Source organism: Periweissella cryptocerci (assembly GCF_004358325.1).
Taxonomy (GTDB): domain Bacteria; phylum Bacillota; class Bacilli; order Lactobacillales; family Lactobacillaceae; genus Periweissella; species Periweissella cryptocerci.
On record NZ_CP037940.1, the window covers coordinates 88811 to 106215 of the forward strand.

21 protein-coding genes and 1 pseudogene are annotated in these 17405 nt (G+C 43.1%); 11 read left to right on the forward strand and 11 right to left on the reverse strand.

What is annotated here, in order from left to right:
* Positions 1-409 precede the first annotated feature (409 nt).
* The 4 genes from EQG49_RS00380 to EQG49_RS14010 all read left to right on the forward strand — a co-directional run bounded on the left by EQG49_RS00380 (position 410) and on the right by EQG49_RS14010 (position 2059).
* Positions 410-616: a hypothetical protein gene (locus EQG49_RS00380; RefSeq protein WP_133362091.1), complete on the forward strand. Its 207-nt coding sequence runs from the start codon at positions 410-412 to the stop codon at positions 614-616.
* Between the two features lie 48 nt (positions 617-664).
* Positions 665-913, forward strand: a complete 249-nt coding sequence (locus EQG49_RS00385; protein WP_133362092.1) for a DUF2922 domain-containing protein — start codon at positions 665-667, stop codon at positions 911-913.
* Positions 914-1422: 509 nt separating this feature from the next.
* Entirely contained in the window at positions 1423-1719 is a 297-nt protein-coding gene (locus EQG49_RS14120) for a glycoside hydrolase family protein (RefSeq protein ID WP_423245967.1), read from the forward strand.
* On the forward strand, positions 1628-2059 hold the full coding sequence (locus EQG49_RS14010) for a glycoside hydrolase family protein (protein WP_279232844.1): 432 nt from the start codon (positions 1628-1630) through the stop codon (positions 2057-2059). Before EQG49_RS14120 ends, EQG49_RS14010 begins: the two co-directional genes overlap by 92 nt.
* A gap of 207 nt (positions 2060-2266) precedes the next feature.
* Here EQG49_RS14010 and EQG49_RS00395 read toward each other — a convergent pair whose 3' ends face one another.
* The 6 genes from EQG49_RS00395 to EQG49_RS00420 all read right to left on the reverse strand — a co-directional run bounded on the left by EQG49_RS00395 (position 2267) and on the right by EQG49_RS00420 (position 8743).
* Positions 2267-3028 carry a hypothetical protein gene (locus EQG49_RS00395; RefSeq protein WP_133362093.1) on the reverse strand — a complete coding sequence of 254 codons (762 nt, stop codon included), beginning with the start codon at positions 3026-3028 and terminating at the stop codon, positions 2267-2269.
* 323 nt (positions 3029-3351) lie between these two features.
* A complete protein-coding gene (locus EQG49_RS00400; RefSeq protein ID WP_133362094.1) occupies positions 3352-4797 on the reverse strand; it encodes a hypothetical protein in 1446 nt (481 codons plus the stop codon).
* Positions 4798-5251: 454 nt separating this feature from the next.
* Entirely contained in the window at positions 5252-6637 is a 1386-nt protein-coding gene (locus tag EQG49_RS00405) for a virulence-associated E family protein (protein WP_133362095.1), read from the reverse strand.
* A 54-nt stretch (positions 6638-6691) separates the two neighbouring features.
* Positions 6692-7522, reverse strand: coding sequence for a bifunctional DNA primase/polymerase (locus EQG49_RS00410; protein ID WP_133362096.1), 831 nt, complete (start codon positions 7520-7522; stop codon positions 6692-6694).
* Positions 7522-7806, reverse strand: a complete 285-nt coding sequence (locus EQG49_RS00415; RefSeq protein ID WP_133362097.1) for a hypothetical protein — start codon at positions 7804-7806, stop codon at positions 7522-7524. Before EQG49_RS00415 ends, EQG49_RS00410 begins: the two co-directional genes overlap by 1 nt.
* A 34-nt stretch (positions 7807-7840) precedes the next feature.
* Entirely contained in the window at positions 7841-8743 is a 903-nt protein-coding gene (locus tag EQG49_RS00420; protein WP_133362098.1) for a hypothetical protein, read from the reverse strand.
* 327 nt (positions 8744-9070) lie between these two features.
* Between EQG49_RS00420 and EQG49_RS00425 the strand changes: the two genes are divergently transcribed.
* The 3 genes from EQG49_RS00425 to EQG49_RS00435 all read left to right on the forward strand — a co-directional run bounded on the left by EQG49_RS00425 (position 9071) and on the right by EQG49_RS00435 (position 10753).
* Positions 9071-9565: an RNA polymerase sigma factor gene (locus EQG49_RS00425; RefSeq protein ID WP_133362099.1), complete on the forward strand. Its 495-nt coding sequence runs from the start codon at positions 9071-9073 to the stop codon at positions 9563-9565.
* Positions 9566-9694: 129 nt separating this feature from the next.
* Positions 9695-9913 carry a hypothetical protein gene (locus EQG49_RS00430; RefSeq protein WP_133362100.1) on the forward strand — a complete coding sequence of 73 codons (219 nt, stop codon included), beginning with the start codon at positions 9695-9697 and terminating at the stop codon, positions 9911-9913.
* 162 nt (positions 9914-10075) lie between these two features.
* Positions 10076-10753: a restriction endonuclease gene (locus EQG49_RS00435; RefSeq protein WP_133362101.1), complete on the forward strand. Its 678-nt coding sequence runs from the start codon at positions 10076-10078 to the stop codon at positions 10751-10753.
* Positions 10754-11036: 283 nt separating this feature from the next.
* On the opposite strand, the pseudogene EQG49_RS14125 reads toward EQG49_RS00435, so the two are convergent.
* A pseudogene (locus EQG49_RS14125) lies at positions 11037-11180 on the reverse strand (Ig-like domain-containing protein); the annotation flags it as partial.
* Between the two features lie 268 nt (positions 11181-11448).
* Here EQG49_RS14125 and EQG49_RS00445 point away from each other — a divergent pair.
* Complete coding sequence (locus EQG49_RS00445; RefSeq protein ID WP_133362103.1) at positions 11449-12174, forward strand: hypothetical protein; 726 nt, start codon at positions 11449-11451, stop codon at positions 12172-12174.
* A gap of 5 nt (positions 12175-12179) precedes the next feature.
* Entirely contained in the window at positions 12180-12695 is a 516-nt protein-coding gene (locus tag EQG49_RS00450; RefSeq protein ID WP_133362104.1) for a hypothetical protein, read from the forward strand.
* Positions 12696-13029: 334 nt separating this feature from the next.
* On the opposite strand, the gene EQG49_RS00455 is transcribed toward EQG49_RS00450, so the two are convergent.
* The 4 genes from EQG49_RS00455 to EQG49_RS00470 form a co-directional block, all read right to left on the reverse strand.
* Positions 13030-13641, reverse strand: coding sequence for a hypothetical protein (locus EQG49_RS00455; RefSeq protein WP_133362105.1), 612 nt, complete (start codon positions 13639-13641; stop codon positions 13030-13032).
* 24 nt (positions 13642-13665) lie between these two features.
* Positions 13666-13863, reverse strand: a complete 198-nt coding sequence (locus tag EQG49_RS00460) for a hypothetical protein (protein ID WP_133362106.1) — start codon at positions 13861-13863, stop codon at positions 13666-13668.
* Positions 13864-13879: 16 nt separating this feature from the next.
* On the reverse strand, positions 13880-14401 hold the full coding sequence (locus EQG49_RS00465; protein WP_133362107.1) for a hypothetical protein: 522 nt from the start codon (positions 14399-14401) through the stop codon (positions 13880-13882).
* Between the two features lie 189 nt (positions 14402-14590).
* Positions 14591-15211, reverse strand: a complete 621-nt coding sequence (locus EQG49_RS00470; protein WP_133362108.1) for a hypothetical protein — start codon at positions 15209-15211, stop codon at positions 14591-14593.
* A 258-nt stretch (positions 15212-15469) separates the two neighbouring features.
* On the opposite strand from EQG49_RS00470, the gene EQG49_RS00475 reads away from it, so the two are divergent.
* The gene (locus tag EQG49_RS00475) at positions 15470-17017 is read left to right on the forward strand and encodes a M3 family metallopeptidase (RefSeq protein WP_133362109.1); all 1548 of its coding nucleotides are present in this window, start codon (positions 15470-15472) and stop codon (positions 17015-17017) included.
* A gap of 29 nt (positions 17018-17046) precedes the next feature.
* Positions 17047-17244 (forward strand): hypothetical protein, encoded by a 198-nt coding sequence (locus EQG49_RS00480; RefSeq protein WP_133362110.1) that lies wholly within the window; start codon positions 17047-17049, stop codon positions 17242-17244.
* The last annotated feature ends 161 nt before the right edge of the window (positions 17245-17405 follow it).

The following is a 17405-nucleotide window of genomic DNA, read 5'->3' on the forward strand; positions in this document are numbered from 1 at the left end:
GTTACATGTTTATTATACTACGCATTTATTATTTTCTATTTTCCCAAGCATAAATATTCATGAAATCTATTTATGTGTCCTCATCTACCCGTATTGCAGCGTCATACGCTAACGTGGCAACCGTGTGTCTGAAACCGTGAATTGAGATTGGTTTTAACTTATACCGTTGGATAATTCGTCGCAACCAAGTATCGATTATTTGACTTGGACCCAGCAACTGACTCGATTATCAGCACTCCCCGGCATCAACGATTACTTTGTTAAAAACCACGGAACAAACGCCCCCGTCACTCGCTTAACTATATGTAACCCAAAACATCCTAGTCAGCTGGAATCACCGGTATGAGAATCCAACAAATTCAAGCCCTGACCAGTTCTGGCGCATTCACATTAAATGGAGGAAATGCATATGGCAGCAGGAAAAACACTCGCAATTTTAGGACGTGATGAAGAATCATTTAACGAAGTGGTAAAGAAGCGCTTCACCGACATCGCCAATGATGTGACCGCCGAACAAGCGCGTCCCGTCATTTTGGCGCTCGAAGAAATTTGGGATTTGGGCGAATTGATGAGCTTCAATTTGATTGAAACTTACAATCACGACATCGAAGTCTAGTCCCCGACTCCCCCATCAACATACACAAAACGAAATGAGGAAATAAATATGACCGAAGCTAAAAAATTAGTTCTAACTTTTAAAGGCTCACATGGCAAATCAACTTCACTAACTTTAGCCAAATTCAAGGAACCGGTTGATCCAGCTAAGGTTAAGGCCGCCATGACAACAATCGCCCAAAGCAAAATCTTCGTTACCAAGGAAGGTCACTTTAAATATATGACACCAGTCTCAGCACGGATTGTCGCAACCCAAACTGATGCCGTAGATGGTGTCGCAACCGAAGTATCATTGTAAGTAAATAGGAGGTCAGACGAAAATGTCTGGCCTCCTGTTTTTGTATTTAATTGTCAACCTTAACTACCACTTATAAGTAAAATACTGAATATTTTTAATTTGCTAAAATTTTCGTTACCCCATGTATTCTCCTTTTGCCAACAAATTTTAGGCTTAATATTTCTCATTCACGGAACAAACCCCACCCCCACTCGCTTATACATATGTAAGCCCCACGCTTACCGCATACCTAGCAATTGTCCCCACTGATTGCTCCGCTCGTCGTGGAAAGGAATGGTGATTCTATGCAGAAGAAACTATTACTTTGCTTGATTGTGTTAGCCACCCTGTCACTTCTCGGCATCCCCACCGAAGACTTGATAGCACTGCTCAAGATAATCCTCGCGAGTTAACCCACCTGTGCACCTGCCCGCAAAACGGTAGGTGCGCAACCAAAAAAGGCGGTCAGCAATGATCGCCTTTTATGCTATCAACTTGCTTGTTATTCCAGAATTCAAAGGAGGTTCCCCATGAACACACATTTACAGCTATCCATCACTGGCCGCCAACTTCTCAAGCAATTTGAGGGACTACGCCTCAAAGCCTACCAAGATAGTGTCGGTGTTTGGACAATCGGCTACGGTCATACCAAAGGCGTTGTCCGCGGTATGAATCATCACCGAAGCGCAGGCCAATCAGTACCTCAACGCAGATGTCCAAACCCACGCGCGGGGCATTTATCAATACATCAACGTCCCGCTAAATCAAAATCAATTCGATTCGCTCGTGAGTTTTCACTTCAATCTTGGTCCAGCTATTTTGCATAATAGCTTGTTGCTGAAGTATCTCAATGCGCGGCAATGGCAACAAGCTGCCGCCGAAATGCAACGCTACAAATTTGCCGGTGGCGTTGTGCTCCAGGGACTAGCCAACCGGCGCCGGGCGGAAACGGCGTTATTCCTCAAGCCAGTTGGTAATCCTGCGACGAGCAACCCCCAGCAACCGGCCAAACCGAATGTACCCCATAAAACCTACAAAGTTAAACCTGGCGACACCCTCTCCCAAATTGCGGTTAAGCATGGGACAACGGTGGCGCGACTTGTGCGGTTGAATGGTATCAAGAATCCTAATCTGATTCGAGTTGGGCAAGTTATTGTGGTTTCGTGAAATATTGGGCGAACATAAATCGCCCTACATTTATAGGTAAGCAAAAGAGCAGCGCACCGACTAATTATGTCAGTTCACTGCTCTTTTTTATGCTAATTCAAAACTTATATTTTTTATTCCTTTGAGTATAGCGATAAAAACGAATGGCGCTTTTCTTTGGCTTTGTCATTTTTTCACTTGATACTTTACACTTTCATTAACTCAATTTTAACTACCGTGACGTGAATAGTAGTAAGACGTTGCTAATATCGAGTTTTCAGGGGCATTGAGCGTTAGGTAATCACCCATATATGTTAGCTCATATGCATTTTTCAAACTTCCAATCTTACCAATGTGCATATAGATTGTCCCAAAATTCCCCCATGTAAAATAGGCTTTATAACTCGAAGTTCCAAATGTGACCGTGTTCCCTTTCAATTTCATATCAACACCGCCATCTGTGTTGTACCAAGTTCCTTTCATACGATTAGGTACCTTGTTACTAATTTTTGGTATGACTTTCTTTTTTATATAATAATCTGGAGGAGTGACATCAACAGAAACCCCTAATGCTTTGTACTTTTTACCATTAATTTTTTTAGTGGTGTATTTAACCCCTACACCTTCACTCGTTGGTTCACCTGCACTATTTAATGAGTTAAAAGTGTAGGTGTTTTTACTAGATTTATAAATACCCAAATATTTCTTCGGTACTTCCATTACCGTATATGAGGTTGTCCCGCTGACAATGTTCAAATGCATCGAGTTTTTCCTAATCTTAAACTTAGCGTATTTCTTGGTACCTGCAATATTCACGTACCAATCGCCACGTAATTTTTTCGGAACTGTTCGGCTCCATTTTTTTGGAAGTTTGCTTTGCTGCCCCACTGGCGTGCTCGTTTGCGTTGCAGCACTAACTGACGCGGTGCCAAGTCCAAAGGTCAGCACTGCAACTGTCATCAATATAGTAAAATTCATGATTTTTTTCATCGGCCTTTCCTCCATATATTTAGTGTTGCTAACTTGTCATTATCAATTTCGTCAAAAAAACGCCAACAGAAAACATTACCAATTGCGGTAACATCTTCCCGTTGACGTCGTTGAATATTCTTCTAAAATCCTTAGTTAAATTATCTCATAACAAAAGTTGAAGTACAATTTAGACGGCTTGGTGGTGTTAGGTTATACTGATAAATTGCTTAACCATGTCAATCGTGTAATCTGACATCTAACTTTTTTACGAAATCAAAATTAATGCTTCCATTTTTTTACAAAAATAGCAGACACGAATGCCTGCCACTATCACCATTATTTTAAAAAACGTAATTATCATCTGCCGTTGTTTCGGCTTCATATAAACCAACTGACAGATTTTGAACCGTACTTATATGTGCCACAATATTTTGATAATTCTCAGCGGCTTCATTATAGTTATCGCCACCATTGGAATTTTCATAGTCATGTACATTAGGTACCTTGCCATCCATAAGTGGATAATAAGTTGTGTTTCCTAACCAATTATAATCAAGATTTTCAATTAGTGATACCACAACTGACCACCGATTATATGCATCTAAAACTGAGTAGACCGCTTTATCTTCTGAACTGAGCGTACTTAGATTTGGCATTGTGTCATTATAGCCCATTGTTCCAAATTGCATAAATTGTGACATTAACTCATGGTACTCTTGCAACCCATCTAACATTGGTTGCCAATTTTCAGTTATTTCAGTCGTTGCATTCACCGGACTAGTTTGCATTATCCCATTTGCATCCATAACACTCTTTGTGGCTATGCTTGGGTAACTATATTTTTGAGCCGCCATGTCATTATATACTGCCGCAAACTTTGGCTTCCAGTCCGTTCCTACTAATTTGGCTACCGTTCTTAAATGATCTACTTCTGATTGATATAAGTGACTCTCTGTTAACAGTTTTTGACTATCTACTATATCTCCAACCTTGCCAAAATCCACAGCCTTTGGCGTTGTATTTAACGTAACATTAACCGTTGTTATTGGTTCTTGTACAGAAACAGATGGACCATTTTCGTATATCCAGCCAATTACTCCTTTGACACCCGTATTTCTGTTATTCAATGCTTCTGTAATATAATTTTGAATTTGGCTATCTGTGAGTTTATTATTAATGGCCTGATTCATTAATGTCCCTGTTAGGGCTGCTCGGACTTGCGCGACTGTTATTGTAACAGGGCTTGTTTTTGCATCCGCACTTGATGAATCACTCACAACCGGCTTCACATCATCTGGCTTACCTGACGCATCTGGCTTAGTAACTACTGGTGTCGTTTTTGTTGAATTTGCGTCAACTTTGGCGGGTTGCTTAGTAGGAACCTTGGTGTTCGTAGGTTTTGCATTGGGTTTCTTAGGCGCCTTATACGCTCCCTTGGCCAATTCGTTCATCATCAAGTAGCCTTTAACCGTTGAGCTGTAATAGATCGTAACCTTTGCTTTGCCCTTAGACAACGTTACTTGCTTAGTCAACTTGATTGTTTGCTTCACCTTGGCTGCTAAGTTGCCGTTAACTGCTTGATACTTGTATGTTGTCTTGTGCTTTTTAGTTGTTTTTACTAACTTGTAAGCTTTGGCGCTAGCTGACTTCAAATGATAGCTACCGCTGGTTTTCTTGGTAATTGCGTTTGTATAGGCTGTACTCGTTGAAGCATGAACACTTGCTGCCGTGGCTAACGTCATCAAAGCCGCTGTACTTACGATTAATCCCTTTGTTACTTTACTCATTTATGATTAAGCTCCTCTTATGTCCATATAATCTCTACACAGTATAGTCGCTTTTCGTTATTTTTCAAGCAACTAGTTTGCTAATCAAGTATTGGGATACCCGCGTTCACAACTACCGTAGCACTTTCACATCGCTCGCCCCCAAATTCATTCAAGTAATCACTGCCTGCCAACTCGTCATAAAATCATTAGTGACACGTCCGGTGACACCTCGAATCCGACTACCCGTCACGCTCAAACCCCAGTAATATCAACGTTTCAACCAATTCGTGACACGTCAGGCCCAAAATCGACTAACCTTTTCTCTCATACATATACATACATTTAATAGAAGAAAAAAGTTACTTACCCGTCACTACACAATGGCAATCCCTTGATACTACTGGCTTCAAGTCGGTGACACGTACCCCAATTTACGTGTCATTTACGCGTCACTGACCCGTCACACCCGTCACTACAATTCGCGGAAATAGCCTCGAAAAGTATTCGTCCTTTTTTTCACCCACCCATCACAATTTTCAATCGTCACACCAATCTTCTTCCCCATCCGTCCAGCAGAAATCCGGGGCAAATCGGCGGTTTCCACACTAAAAACGCTGCCCAGCACTTCACTGGTAGTCGTCCGTCCGAGTGGTTCCCGGTCATCAAACCCAAAGCTCTTCTCCATCCAGCGGTGGCGAATTTCTTCGAGGTTATCCGGATAGTTGCGGTAATACAGCCCGCGTAAGCCATTCGAGACTTTTTCCCACGTTACCGGCACCTCCATATCCAGATACTTCAACACGGCTTCGGCTTCTAAGTCCGTGTGTTTGGCGCGTTCTTGGTAGATGTCGGCGAGCGCGGCATCATCCCGACTGATGTGGTAGCGTTCACCCGCGTCAAATAAAACCTTGGCTTCCGCAAATAACTGCGCTACTTCTGCTTGCACAAGTGCGGTATCCCACGGTGATTTAGTCGCAGTCGTCCGCCCAGCTTCGATGGGGAAAAACCGCCGTTCCCCAGTGGCATCGCTCAAAAATTCCGAATTATTCGTCGTCGCAATCAGAACAAAGGCACGCTCCATCACGGTCGCCCGGCGGCCATATGGTTTGCGAATTTCATCAATTTGTGACGAGATAAACGCCTTCTTCTGTTCAATCGTGGCGTTCTTGTCAGCGCGAATTTCGGATAGTTCGACCACTGATTTGGTATTTAATTTGGCCAGCTCGTCTTTTTCGGGCGCAAATGAACTCAATTGGTCAGTAAAATACTCGCGTGGCACAAGATTCGCCACACACGTTGATTTCCCAATTCCTTGTTTACCAGTCAGCACGGGCACAATTTCAAACTTACAGCCCGGCCGATAGATTCGCGCCACCAAGCCGACAAACCACCGCGTCGCAATCATGCGGTTATACTCATCATCAACGCACCCCAAATAATCAATAAAGTACGTTGCCACCCGCGCAATGCCATCCCACGTTTTGCGCTCAACCCAGTCTTTCATCGGGTTAAATGGTAGCTCACGGGCCGCCAATTCCACCCCTTGTGTCAGTGCCCGGTCATCGGCCAAAAAATCATATTCGGCTTCCAAATAGCTTTTCAAATGAATTTCATGAATGTCCTCCAGCCGTCCCACGTTCGCCAAACCAAGCGCCGGACAAGCTTTTACGCCTACTACTTCTCCGGTAAATTCGTTGTAGCCAATGACTCCAGCTAGCGCCGCACTATTATTCACATACAAAGCCACATTTCGCGGTGAGCCCGTCTTGACGATACCCGTTGAATGGCGCGTCAGCTCATCAATCCACGCTGGTACGCCCGCCAAAACTTGTTCTTTAATCGCTGTAAATTTTTCCATTTTTTATCCCCACTTTTTATAAAATCCCACCAATTTTGTCGTCCTACTGATTTCCTATCGTCCATACCGCCGAACATGGCGCCCCAAAATTGACTTAAAGATTTGATTAACTTCGTTTTCCGCTAGTGCCGGTGTCACGAATTCACGGTTGAACAAATGAATCAAGTGATACGCCACTTCTTCCCGCGTCCCACTTGCCAACAGCGAACCGACCACCGATGCCACCCAATTATTCCGTTCACCGTGCCCGCAGCCATCAAAGACCCGGTTCAAAAATGAATCGGCTTTACCACCACGAAACTTGGCTTGCCGCCTACCAACACCCCAATCAGATTCTGTAACCTGTTCGGCTGGTAACGGTGTTGCGCTGACCACTTCCAGTAACCACCGTGGTGCTGGCGCAACGGCATTTAGCGTGCCATTGACGATGGTGTACGGGCGCCCATTGACCTGACTCGGTGCCATAATTGTGCTCACCGTCAAAATATCGACGCCTGGTAGGAACCCGACTTTGGCTTTTAATTTCAAATGCGCTGGGTAAGAAAAGAATGCATGTAGACCCTCGTTCGGAGTTTTCTCCGTGTATGTGTTCCCCAGCGTAAAATCCGTTAAACCGCGTTCTTGCCGAAACTGCATAAAATTGGCGATGCCATCTGCGCCGGCTTGGTGGTTGCGATCTAAGTCCAAAACTAGTAAGTGCACCGGTTCTAAGGCAATCCCAAAATTACATTCGCCGCGCATAAACCATTGTTCTAAGTGGTGGGCATCCGTGGACGCGTCCCGGACACCGTGTGAGCCCTTGAGCGGAATCTTACTGCCCGCAATCAAAGGAAAGACTGGAATCCCCGCTTGTTGCAGTTCCCCCGCGCGTAAATAACATGTCATCAGCAAGCACCACCTTTCGCCGTCAATTGCGCATCATTATCGCCCAACTGAATTGGTGCCCCGCACCCTGGGCCATCCAATGCTAAGCTCATCCCCAAGCCATATGGGGTCAATGCCGTCGATAACTCTAAATCTACAATCACCTGATTAATTAAGTTGTTAGCGCTATCGAGTTTTTCGTGCACGGCACAGTAGCAATCCTGCTGATTACACGCTAACCCTCGTGCTAACTTGGCAATACTCGCTTGGACATTTGCCAGTTGCTTGATTTGCAATTTTTCCATTTACTGATTTCCCCTCTATGATTTATTCGTTTTGCTAGCCTGCGATACTGCCGTTTTTGCTTTCTCGCAACCACTCTTCCAATTGCGTCACGCAGACTTTCATCATGTGAATCTGATCCATGACTTTCTCACAATTGAACTCCGCCATCCCAATTAAATCGTTCACCACTTCTTCGGGCTTTTTCTTCACGTCTTGAAACAACTTGTTCTTCATGCCGGTGTTGAACACGTCCATCATTGATTTTTGGTCAAGACTCGCTAAATTCACGTCACCATCACTTTCCCGATACATCACACCCAAGCGCGACTTGCGGGTCGGCAATTGTTCATACGCAGTCGGTTGGCTATATTCAGCGACTAGCTGGGCTTCAAATTTTAGCATGAAGCAGGCGTAGTTAATCATGCGCTGAATTTTATACTGCTTCACGGGCAACCGCACCTCATAAATTGTGTCAACTGCCGGCTCACCGTATCCCAAATATACGGTTGTTTCATCTGGCTGGCCTTCTTGCACCACCGTTTTCATTGTTTGGGCATTCGTTAAGTTCACCATAATCATATAATTACGATCATCTGGATCCCTAAAGAGACCATAGACAAAGCCGTCAAAGACAATTGGCAAGCCACTTGCAACGACATTCGCCCCCACTGCTGGCTGGTTCATAATTCCGGCCCACGTTTCCCGACTCAGATGCGCGTGCGCTGCTTCAAATTCATGAATCCAAGTCATTGGCCAACCTTCGACTTCGACAAAGCCGCCGTACGTCCGATTCCAATCCAATGAGCGTGGCTTAGCTTTTCGTGTTTCGTCATTTGCTTGCACCTTCTTACCAAACGTAATTGTGGCACGGGGATCTAACTTCCCATGTAACTCGGCTACGCCAGTGTGAAAGTCAGTACCGTGGCGATTCACCATATCAATCACAATTCGTTCCACTATAATTCCTCCAAATAATTAGTTTTATCTAATAACCTATGTATATTTAGTTATTTGATAATCTAATCATAATATTTTACTCACAAAATTGAAAATTAAATTTTAGCCCCCTTATTTTAGATTTTTTACCGAAAAACAGACCAAAATAGGTAAAAACACCCCAAATTGCCGTGATTTTTGCTAAATTCATGCCCTAAAATCACAAAATTCTAAAATACACCCCCTAAAATATAATTCGTGCTTCACCTATGGGCTTGCTACAATATTTATATTAACCAAACATCCATTCGCATTCATCGCCACGCAAACCCGACTAAGGAGGTATCCATGACCAATCAAGATCACATTAATTATATTTTTGAACAAGAAACGCTACAGCCAATCATCGGCAAGACGCTGAGTAGCTTCAATTGCTGGCCAAATAAAGCCGAATACGACGACCTCAAGAACGAGGGACTGTTACTCGGCTATTTACTCGCAGCGAAACAAGACTGGCACACACACGACATCTGCGCCTTTCGCGGCTTGTTCAAACGGGCGTATCGTAATTTTGTCCTCGACCATTATCGGGTGCAGCGTCGCCGGACTGAAATCATTACTGAACACCAAGTGGCGTTGGTTCGCCCTGATTTTGAGCTTGACCCGATTCACAATGTTAGTTTGCTGCAAGCACAGCTAACACCGCGCCAATACCAGATTTTGTGTAGCTTATATCAAGGCGACACCTTCCGGCAAATCAGCGCCAAGCTTGGGATTAGTATCACGCAGATTAGTCGTGAACGCCAGGCGATTCAGGCGGTGGCACGTGAGATTTGGAAATAGGACGTTGTTGACGTCACGTCTTAGGGGGAATTGGCACTGCGTCATGCCTACACAATCTAGTTAAATACGTATTCAAAAGCTTGCACAAACACTCACACAAACCGCAAAAAACACAAAGGAGCTTAACCGATGCAATCACGCTTACAACCCATTTTTGGCCTCACTTGGGACAGCCATTTAATCCTGCCGGGCACACCCGACATCGTGTCCACACCGCTCGGTCACCTAGTGCCTATCGCTGATGCCCACAAATATCTCTTATTTATTAGTGAGCCAGTCGATGCCCAGCTACAATTCAGACCATTATTCAATCCAACCGCCAAAGCCCACCCTATTTTTACCCCCTAATAGTTTAGCAACCACAGTTGGTGATGTGCTGCTTGCGAACTAATTCCATCCGTTCTGTTACTTAATCAACAAACACACGCAAAGGAGGATTAGCACACCGTGATAAATTCACCATGTTGTAGCCCCAACCCGACCATCAGTGTTATTGATGACCAGATTCTTTTGGAACTCCTTGAACGCCCGCATTTTGGCAGTCATCCCGGATTTAACGCCTACTGTAAAGCACTGATTAGTTATGCACGGATTACCGGGCAGATTAGTAGTACCGGCCCAGCTACTGATGTCGTGCATCCCTTAATACCTGCGATGGTCAAATATTTACAGCAACGCCAAACAGTCCACCTAACTAGTGAGCAAGTTTTTAGTCATTTGGCAACCTTCTTAGACGATAAAGTCGCAGTGCTTACAGCGCCACCCGACCACCAATTAAAGGAACACTTATTACAGATGCCACCCCACCAGTTCGAAGTGTTTACCCGCGAACTGATGCATGCGCTAGGTCTTGAACTCGACTTGAATTTAGGGGTAAAGCAGTCCTCAGACGGTGGTATTGATGGATTCGGGTATCTGCGCACAATCTACTTACGCACCGAGCGCATCGCTATCCAAGCCAAACGCTGGCAAAGCAACATCGGCAGCCGCGAAATCGACTCGTTCCGTGGGGCGATGGACAAGTTCCATGCCGACTTTGGCATTTTCATCACCACTTCACGTTTTACTAAGGAAGCTGTCGCAGCGTCACGGGCTGGAGTGAAGCCGATTACGTTGGTGGATGGGGATGAGTTGGTTGGCTTGGCACGGGTTTGTGGGGTGCAGGTGGTTAGTAGTGTAGATAACTGAAATAACCCTTGATACTCAGTCCAACGCTGGTATCAAGGGTTATTAATGTGGGGCATATTAGCTGATCCATAGGGATTATTGTGGCAGTTTTTTTAGTTCTTTTATTTTCCTAAAATTGGCAATAATATTATCGAATTTCTTCGATAGACTATAAAAAGTGTATTAAGTTAATTTAATGACATTGCCGATTAAGGTCGAATGCTGTTTTTTAATTATTTCTTAGGCGCTAACATATAAACACGCAATTTAGCGGTCTTGTTAGAACCGTCCTTGGCGGTGATGGTTACCCACCCGTTTTTTTACCAATGACTTTGCCCATTTTGGTTACGCGGGCAATCTTTTTGTTACTGACCTTCCAACTCACTTTGTTGATGGCGTTTTTGTTGATCTGTGCCCTCAACGCAATAGAAAGGGACATTTTCCCGAATTTTTGAAAGGTGGAATCGGGGTAGAACGTTCAGAAACAAACGTAAGCAATCCCCGTTTGTCTTTTTCGTTAGTTAGCCAAACGTCATGTCACTAGGATTAACTACATCTGAATTATTTTTTATGCGCTAATGGTTAAGTAAACCAATACTTAAAAATCAGTTGCATTACAATTAGAAAAGTTTTAATATAACAACAATGAAACCTGATGGCCATCAGATTCCTAAACTATTTCTCAACGCACTATACGAAAGTTATGGTAGGAATATATGAAGAAATTTAAATCACTTTTATTGTTAAGTATGTTGGCGTTATCATTGTTTGCCAGCGGCATGTCTACTTTTGCCGATGATACATCTAGCACAAATTCAGCGGTAACAACAAGTCTCGCAACTCAATCAACCAATACCTTGGTTCAAACAATCTTGGATTATGCCAATGGTAACTGCATCTCATTTGTTGATGCTGCGACGAAACTTGGCTATTACACTAACGATATGGTCTTAGTTGACCCCACAGAACAAACACTAGATAATGCAATAGCCGTTGGGGATTATATCCACAACGAAACGGGATTACCCGTAAATATTCAAGCTGTCAAATCCGAAGATGAGATAGAAGACTTTGACCTTGAAGGTGGTGTTGGGACCGCTCACGATTACGAAGGTGTTGTGGGAATTGAAGGCTCAACAGACACCGAAGAAGATGTAATTGCTACGCGTACAAGTATTACTATTGGAAAATCATTTAAGGTTAAATTCAGCGGAAAAACATATCTTTCACGTGTTGATGCTGAAAAGCACTCTCACAAAGTTGAAATTCAGCCCAATGGATCCAAAGCCTTTAAGTGGATATTAGACACTTCAAAAGTAACTCACACATCCAGCGATGCAGATATTATCAAGAACTTTTCCTCTAAAGGTCAAAAATACCTAAAAAAGAATCCTGATACAATCAAGCTACTTCGGCAAGGATTAAAGTACATCGGGAGGTAGAATTTATGCGCTTTTATATTCACCCAATAAAAATTACGAAATTACCATATCCTGAATATTTTGATAAGAAAATGTGGGCACCAAACTTGCGAATGAACTCTGGCTATTCTGCGCTTGAACCGCAAGGCAAGTATGGAGTCAGCGTTGAATTAAGTTGGGGGAAAAGTGAAACCATCAACGAAATTTATATACCAATAAATTCTGAATTCAACACTGAATGGATAAACATTGAATCAGATATTCACGGTGATATCGTCATTTCCACTGATCATGTAACCCCATTGACGGTTGACAAGCGCGCCTTTTTAATTGCCGTTGTTTTGACTACAAAATTATTCGGTGGGGTTATAAGTACTGATGCCAAACAAACTTGGATGCCCCTCGATGAGTTTGAATTGGAATACGCTGACTACTTGAAAATGTCGTTTGAACGCGCATTGGTTTACACCGAACCAGAAATTTTTACACTGGATGCTACTAATGAGCCAGAACCGCCTGATGTTCAAGATTTATTTGAATAATTTTTTCAGAGATTCGAGACATAATACTTCCAGCCCAATAAATAGGCCTGATTTCTACCTCGCAGGAGAAGCCAGGCCTATTAGCGTGCAGTGAAAAAGATAGCTTGTTGAATATTTTGCTTCATGAGTCCTATTTATAACGGGGGTTTTGTCTCAATCCCCGTTGAATATCACAAGAATCAAGTAACTCTCACGACAAGAAAAAAAGCATCCCGGAAGGATGCTTTTTGAATACCTGAAACAGACGTAGTATTACCAAGAATAATGGCGATGTTCTTACGATGTGGATGCCCATATCACGTTATTCACGAGCTTGACGCCTCATAGAAATAACTTATTCAGAATCTTGTTGTGGCCCGTAATTTTTAATGTCGGATTTGTCGGCGATGATGGTTGGCACAACTAAGGTCTTTTTCGCATCGGTTACATAAGCATAGTTTTCATCAATAAACCCGGCGACATTGATGATATCACCTTCCTTGAGATGACTATCGCCCTTAACGATAATCCGAAACGTTGTCTGGTCTTGTTCCTGCGGTGTCGCTACTAAATACGCCCCACTCTGTTTATCCGCAGCTAGGACCTGAATCACTTCCGTGCCAGAACATTGATAAAAATCGTTCATAAACACGCCGTTATTGGCAACTAATTTTGCATAATCCAAGTTGATTACATTCGCAATTGCAGTACTTTGTTGGTCATCAGTGAGCTTCTTCGCCGTCGCTGAAAGTCCGGCTGCATATGCGCTATCAGCTGCCTCAGATTTGAACGGCTTTGCTTGAGGAATGCGTTTCTTGGCAAGTGCTTGTGCTTTCTTTTGGCGACTTGCTTTTGCACTGCTTTCACTCTTTTGTTGAGCTGCTTGTTGTGAAGTCGTACACCCAGCCACGCCTAGTAGCAGTAGACCGAAAAATGCGGTTAATGTTTTTTCATAAAATTGCTTCAATTGGAAAATGTATTTATTTACTGGTTAATCGGTATGTTTTTTGCTTAGTTTGCCAAGTACCCGATTTAAAATGATGATAATTAATCCTAGGCCGAGTAATGCGCCCCAACCGAAAGCATCGCTAAAATATGGATGCCTTGTGAACATATCGAGAATGAACAATACCCAGAATACTAACCACAGGACCCAGTATACGAGGGCTAAAACTTGCTTTGTTTGCATAATATGCACCTTTCAATTATTTTGCCGGCCGCTCCCAAGTTTTTTTCGCTAGGAAGTCCATGGATTCTGGACCAAATGGTGCATTTTTGGCACGAATTATTTCCGCCCCAGTGAAGTTATAAATCGTAGCTGGTGACTTGTCACTGATCGTTATTTTGACATCCGTTAGTTGTTGTACGGCTGCAACTTTGGTTAAGCCGTGAACAACCGCGCTAATCAGGGAAAGCTGCAGCGGTTTATTTTCGGGTGAACTTATCATTTTTTGACTCATCGGCACCTCAATTGCTAAATGATACGGTGCCTTAGTCAGGTTACCCGAAAGACTAATCGCCTCGGTCATCTCGTCTAATGACAAATGAGTCAGGCTACTGTTAATCTGTTGCTTGATTGACTGTTCCAATGATGTCTGGGTATCCTCGGTAGCGATACGTGTGTCATTTGGAACTTTCGTTGTTGGTGATTTTGCTGCACACCCAACCAAGCTAAGTGCCAGCATACTAATTAAAAAAACTTGGCAAGATTTCCTACGCATTGTCATAAAATAAGCCCCCGCTTCCCTCATAAATATCAATGATTAGTATATCATTTCATAGTCAGGAGTGTTTGCCGGCATTAAAAGAGCGCTTCACCCCACCAAGGATAAGCGCTAACACTCAAAAGAGCTTCTTATTAGTTTAGCAGCGGTTTTTTTGCAGATTATCCTAGGTATACCGAAGTTCAAAACGATTCACCCACGAATAGTTTTTGCCACTAATGCGTATGCCGAATCAAACTTAGCGAGTTGTGCGATTGATTTGGTAGTATCACCGCTAGTAACTCGGCCGTTATTCATACTTGCCCAATAAGCAACGAGTACGTTACTGTTACTATGCAATTTAACATGGTCAATCACATCTGAAATCGTTGATTGTGGTGCCCATGAAATTTTCTGTGACTGATTAAGGGTTGTTAACCCACCGTCGTTGCTGGCTGATTGTCCGATGACAAAAATTGGTGCCGTGCCCGCCGGATTAACAATTGCAAACTTCACATAACCAGTTTCTGATAAGTTGGAATATGGTTGTAACTCAAACTTAGGGTATTTTTTGATAACCGCCCCTTTTTCCAAATGAATCAATTGGAAACTTATCCCGTTCCCTGTCTTATTCGTACGATGAAAATCAAATTGCGCGCTACCACCACGCAACCCTAACGTATCATCTGTTGTTTGTTTGACCCGTAATTCATTAACCGCAACTGGTGATTTCGGTGCCCGGACGGTGTCCACATAATGGGTAATCCGATTAGTGGCAATGATGAGCACGCCCAGTACCGCGATAACACCGATGATTTTGATAAACTTCTTCATATTAATCCCCCAATTAATGAAAATTGCTTGCACAACTAGTATTAAACTCAAGTGATAATTTTTGCGTGTTTCGTACCATATCTGTTAGTTATTATACAATATTCGCAATGTTATTAAATTATTTTTTTTATTTATCGTGACGTTTTATTTGCCAGTCCTCGCCTAAATTTTAGTACCATGACGATAACCAAATACATAAATAATCACGGTACTATGCTATTATTTAGGTAATACATAAAAACACCAAAGGAGTAAACTATGCCTAATACCACTTGGGATTTAACCCAACTATTTACTGATGAAGACGAATGGTTTGATGAACTGGAAACTGCTGAAATGCGCAACGCGGATATTGAGATTACGGCAACAATTCAAGCTTTGCCTGCCTCAATTCTCGCCCTAACGTTAGCGGACTTCATCGAATTAAGTAGCCAAGTTGAAAAACTTGCCATTTACGGCCAACTTAGTAACATGCCAGATTTAATGAGGGAACTACAACCGTTGTTAAGTGATGTCCTCGAAAAGGCGGCGGCACTCCAATATTACCTCGCTAACATTGCGCCTGAATTGTTGGCCAGTCCTGACTTAACGGCATACAAAACTATGCTGACCAAATTTGCTAGCCAGCACCAACATTTATTAGCCCCCGCACAAGAAAGCCAGCTTTCGCATGAACTAATTCAGCAACCTAGCGTGGCATTCAACGAAGCAATGGGCGCACTAATGGCTGATGAAAACCCTGATATTGATGATTATGAACAACTTTTCGCCGATATTTTGTCGACTAAAGTGCACAATAATAACCATTTAGCTCAGTTACATGACTTCAAAAGTGCGCGTAATTATTATTTGAATCAACTAAGCCTCCCTGGCACTGTTTATAGTAATTTATCAGCGCAAGTTAAACAGCACACGTCACTTGCACAAAAGTACGTCCAAGAGGCCCCAGCAATTAACGCTGACATTCCGGTGTTATCAATCGACCAAGCCAAGCAAATCATCCACGCGGCATTAGCTGAGTTCGGTACTGAATACGTCGCGGTGGTCGATTCCTTTTTTGACGATGGTTTAATCCACCTAACTGATGCGGGTGATGCCTATTCTGTGACGACGTACGGCGAACCAACTTACATTTCGGTGAGCTGGTTTGGTGATCTTACCAGTCTCTATGAATTAATGCATGAAATCGGCCACGCCATGAACCACTATTTGACGCATCAACACGAGCCAATTCAATATGGAACTAACCATATTTTCACCTCAGAAATCGCCGCTATTATGCATGAGAACTTGTTGACCGAATACTTGCTTAACAACTTGCCGGCGGGGATGACAACTTTGGCGGTATTAGTCTACCACTTGCAAAATTTCTATGAAGAAGTTTTCGTCCAAGCTAAATACTCAGAGTTCGAAGATGAAATTCACCAACTCGCGGTAACCCATGACAAATTAAGCAACGTTGATTTTAATTCACTACTTGGGAATTTAACGGACCAATATGACGGTGTTCGTAATCCTGCCGATGACAACCTTTGGACTGAAATCCCCCACTTCTACAACCATAGTTACTACGTTTTCCAATATGCAACGGGGATGTTGATTGGGACTGAACTTATTGCCAAATTACGGCACAACGAAATCACCAATGCTGATTTCTTAAATTATCTCAGCATTGGTGAATCACAGGCACCTGTCGAGATGCTCGCTACGTTAGGCATCGATATTACGAGTAACCCATTTGCCGCCGCGTTCAGCCAATTTGCTACCGATTTGGACACTTTAGTGGAACCGAGCTTGGCAGACTGAATGCGCTGCACCTGTGAAGGAGACAATTAATGACGCAATACGAATTAGAATATGGGATTCGCATCCATCACACTGACCAAATCCCCGGTTTTCCAAACAATTGGGATTCAGCGGATTGGTATCGGTCAAAAGAATTACGTGATGCGACTTATGAGGCATATTTGAAACTGGAACAACCAGCGGATAAACTCTACGACATCAAGTCATACTTCAAAATCACTCGGTAACAAAATATGCGGGCACATTATTCCGGCAAATAATGAAAAAAGCTCTGATTTCTACGTTTAAGTGAAATCAGAGCTTTTTATGTACACTAATCCGTCTGACGTAAGATTGGCCACTGCGTGCCAGCAAATTACTTGGCGCACCACGCTGGAAGCAGCCTCCC